This is a genomic window from Albidovulum sp. (genome assembly GCF_049646345.1).
Classification (GTDB): domain Bacteria; phylum Pseudomonadota; class Alphaproteobacteria; order Rhodobacterales; family Rhodobacteraceae; genus Albidovulum.
Genome location: NZ_JBARVQ010000279.1, coordinates 1 through 3550, shown reverse-complemented (window position 1 = coordinate 3550; position 3550 = coordinate 1). Strand labels below are relative to the sequence as shown.

Here is a 3550-nt window from a genome sequence, read left to right as displayed (position 1 = left end):
GAACTTGCTAGAAGCGATGATCAGTTCTCTAATATGGCCAATCTCGGAAACTGGGGAAAGGAATTGAATGCCATGGCATCGCAAGACACCGGAAAACCGAAGGTGTCGGACTCCTCGCCGGAACGTGCGTTGCTGGACGGACGCGGCGCATTCCTTGGCTTCCTGATCAAACGGCTTGGCAGTCGGGCGGATGCAGAGGATGTCCTGCAGGATTTCTGCATCCGCGTGCTGGGGCGCAATGATCAACTCAGAGACGTTGAGCGGATGGATGCCTGGCTCTATGCGATCTTGCGCTCCACGTTGAATGACCATTTCCGTAAAGGCACGCGTCGCAACCGCTTGGCTGCGGCGGTGGCGCGTGAGCCGGAAGACTGGATCTCTGATGCGCCGACCCAGATGGCGCGGCTCTGCACCTGCCACGGCGGTCTTATTTCCGAACTGCGCCCGGCGGACGCCGAACTGCTCCGGCGTATCGACTTCGGCGAAGAGGACCGTGAGCATGTGGCGCGCGACCTTGGACTAACCCGCAACGCCCTTGGCGTTCGCCTGCACCGGGCGCGCACGGCTTTGCGCGAGGCGTTGACAAGTCACTGCGGCGACTGCTGCCGTGACGATCGTGACGATTGCTATTGTCAGCCTGAAGGTTGCAAGAACGCCGAGCACGAAACAGATTGCAAAGCAGAGCAGCAGAATTCCTGATCGAAACGCGGTCGGTTCTGTAACGTTTTTCGCCAATCGACGTCTTCTTTTGTGACTACGCCTTGGGGCAGCACAGCAGGAGGAATCGGATCATGCCACGGGAGACGACGAGTTTTCGTTCGGGAGCAACGGAACCGTCGCGGAATGCCGCCGTTCCGGGGTTCATGTCGCGGATGATATGCATTTGTGCAGAGGCCTCCGCGCATCCAGACGCCCCGATGGCATTGGCGTTGTTCCAGCGCGTGGAAATCTTGAAGCAACCCCCGGAATTAGCGGCGCGCGCACTGGGCCTCAAGCCCGGTGATGCGGCCTACCTGCTGACCGGTCTGCGCGAGGAGGTCGCAAAGATCCTCGCACTTACGCTTCTTGCAGGGCGGCCATCCAGAGAAATCTATGAACAGAAGGAAGCCAACGATGAATAAGAGCTTGCGCCTTGCAACTGTGACAACGGAGCCAACTACGGAACCCGAGTCTAAACAGCCCTCGGCTGACGCCCATATTCCCTATGCCCAGGACGCGTTCGAACGCTGGCTGCTGTTCCTCGATACCTTGCGGGAACGCGCCGACAACATGATCGCACATGAACGTCAGGGCATGCCGCCGCTTCTGGATTTCGACTATGAGCTTCTGCTGGATGCCCGCACCTTCGACCGGCCCGCCAATTATGCACTGCTCCGGATTACGCGGGCAGGCGAAGATTGCTGGGACGATTGCGTGGACGAGGCAAAGCCGCCGGTCATCGTCATTGATCCGCGCGCGGGACATGGGCCGGGTATCGGCGGCTTCAAGCATGACAGCGAAGTCGGCATGGCGATGCACGAGGGCCATCCGGTCTATTTCGTGATCTTCTTTCCAGAACCCATGCCCGGCCAGACGCTGGCTGACGTACACTATGCACTGCGTGACTTCGTCACCGAAGTCGCCCGCCGTCACCCGAACGCGGCACCCGTGCTCTACGGCAATTGTCAGGCCGGTTGGGCCGCCGCCTTGCTGGCCGCCGATTGCGACGGTCTGACCGGGCCCATCGTGCTGAACGGCTCTCCGCTCAGTTATTGGTCGGGCGACGCGGCCACCAGCCCGATGCGGATGCTCGGCGCGCTCTCGGGCGGATCCTGGGCGGCGCACATGATCGCCGATCTGGGCGACGGGCGGTTCGACGGCGCGTGGCTGGCGCAGAACTTCGAGACCCTGCAACCCAAAAAGGCGATCTGGGAGAAATACGCCAACCTCTTTTCCCATGCCGATACCGAACGTGAACGGTTCCTCGACTTCGAACGCTGGTGGAATGGCTACTATACGCTGAGCCGCGAGGAAATTCTCGGCATCACACAGAACCTTTTTATCGGCAACCGGCTGGAGCAGGGCGAGATGCAACTGGATGCACATTGCACCATCGACCTGAAACGGCTCCGCAACCCGATCATGGTCTTTGCCTCGGAGGGCGACAACATCACGCCACCGCAGCAGGCATTGGGCTGGATTGCCAAGCTATATCCTGACACCGATGCGCTCAAGGCTGCCGGACAACGCATCGTCTACATGACGCACGAGACTGTCGGGCATCTGGGCATCTTTGTCTCCGGGTCCGTCGCGCGGCTTCAGCATCGGGCGATCCTGGAAAGCTTGGAGGCGGTCGAAGCACTGGCGCCCGGGCTTTACGAAATGCTCATCGACAAGTCTTCCGGCAGTGCAAAGCGCAAGACCGGCGACTACGACGTGCGTTTCGAGCCGCGCGACGTCGATGATCTTGGCGTTGCGTCCGACGATGTGGCGCTGGCCCAGGTCGCGCAGATATCACGGATCAACGAGGCGGCCTATTCGACTTTCGTCAGCCCCTGGGTCAAGGCCGCGACCTCCCCGGCCAGTGCCGAGATGCTGCGCGCCCTGCATCCGATGCGATGGACCAGAACGATGTTTTCCGACCGTGTGAACCCTTGGATGGCGCTGGTGAAATCCACAGCCGACTCCGTGCGTGAGACGCGGGATCCTCTGCCGAAAGACCATCCCGCCATCCTAGCCGAACGCGCGTTGTTCGCGCGTACCGGCGAAAATCTCGGTGCCTTGCGCAAAGCGCGCGATGCATGGCTCACACATGTCTTTGGCGCGATGTACGGCAGTTTCCCCATCGCCACCACCACACAAGCGGGCCAACCGACCGCCATACCAAACAAGGAGTGAAGGATCATGGAATGGATTATCGAAAACTGGGTTCTGGTCCTCGTGATCGGCGGGATGGCTGCGATGCATCTCTTCGGGCATGGACACGGCGGGCATAAGCACGGCAAGACCGCGAAGCGTCAAACTGCACAGAAGAAGGTGCCGGACGCCTCCGCCGATACCCGGGTTCAATCGGAAGATGCCTGACTTCCCCGAATACTGCGATCCCGTGGAACTTTTGGACCTGTCCGGTCGCAAGGGCTTGGTCATCGGCATCGCGAATGAACGCAGTCTGGCGTGGCCCGCCGCTCTGCACTTCCGGCAAGCGGGTGCCGAGTTGGCCATCACTTTTGTCAATGAGCGCACCAAGACCCACGTGACACCGTTGGCCGCGCGGCTTGAAGCGCCCATCGTCCTGCCTTGCGATGTGGAGGCGCCACAGGAACTCGATGCCGTTTTTGATGCTATCGCAGAACGCTGGGGAAAGCTCGATTTCCTTCTTCACGCCGTGGGCAGCGTGCCGCCCGCCGACCTTCACGGTCGGCTGACCGACTGCTCTGCCGAGGGGTTCTCGGAAGCGATGGCCGTTTCGGTGCATTCGCTGATCCATATGGCGCATCTTGCCGAACCGCTGATGTCCGGCGGCGGCAGCCTGATCACGTTGAGTTATCTCGGCGGTGAACGTGTGGTGGAA

The 3550-nt window shown here is 60.8% G+C and carries 5 protein-coding genes; all 5 read left to right on the top strand.

The genetic code is table 11. From position 1 onward, the window contains the following. On the top strand, positions 1-699 hold a 699-nt coding region (locus WBB85_RS06670; RefSeq protein WP_432637843.1), incomplete at its 5' end, for an RNA polymerase sigma factor. 92 nt (positions 700-791) lie between these two features. After that, positions 792-1121: a hypothetical protein gene (locus tag WBB85_RS06665; protein WP_089851916.1), complete on the top strand. Its 330-nt coding sequence runs from the start codon at positions 792-794 to the stop codon at positions 1119-1121. Then, positions 1114-2877 carry a DUF3141 domain-containing protein gene (locus WBB85_RS06660; protein WP_432637842.1) on the top strand — a complete coding sequence of 588 codons (1764 nt, stop codon included), beginning with the start codon at positions 1114-1116 and terminating at the stop codon, positions 2875-2877. The genes WBB85_RS06665 and WBB85_RS06660 overlap by 8 nt, the downstream gene beginning before the upstream one ends. Positions 2878-2883: 6 nt before the next feature. Then, positions 2884-3063: a hypothetical protein gene (locus WBB85_RS06655; protein ID WP_111734066.1), complete on the top strand. Its 180-nt coding sequence runs from the start codon at positions 2884-2886 to the stop codon at positions 3061-3063. Beyond that, the coding region (locus tag WBB85_RS06650) for an SDR family oxidoreductase (protein WP_432637841.1) at positions 3056-3550 on the top strand (495 nt) is incomplete at its 3' end. The genes WBB85_RS06655 and WBB85_RS06650, both read left to right, overlap by 8 nt.

Bases quoted from the DNA above. Each gene is read 5' to 3' on its own strand.
- WBB85_RS06665 (WP_089851916.1), top strand. From the start codon at position 792: ATGCCACGGGAGACGACGAGTTTTCGTTCGGGAGCAACGGAACCGTCG.
- WBB85_RS06660 (WP_432637842.1), top strand. From the start codon at position 1,114: ATGAATAAGAGCTTGCGCCTTGCAACTGTGACAACGGAGCCAACTACG.
- WBB85_RS06655 (WP_111734066.1), top strand. From the start codon at position 2,884: ATGGAATGGATTATCGAAAACTGGGTTCTGGTCCTCGTGATCGGCGGG.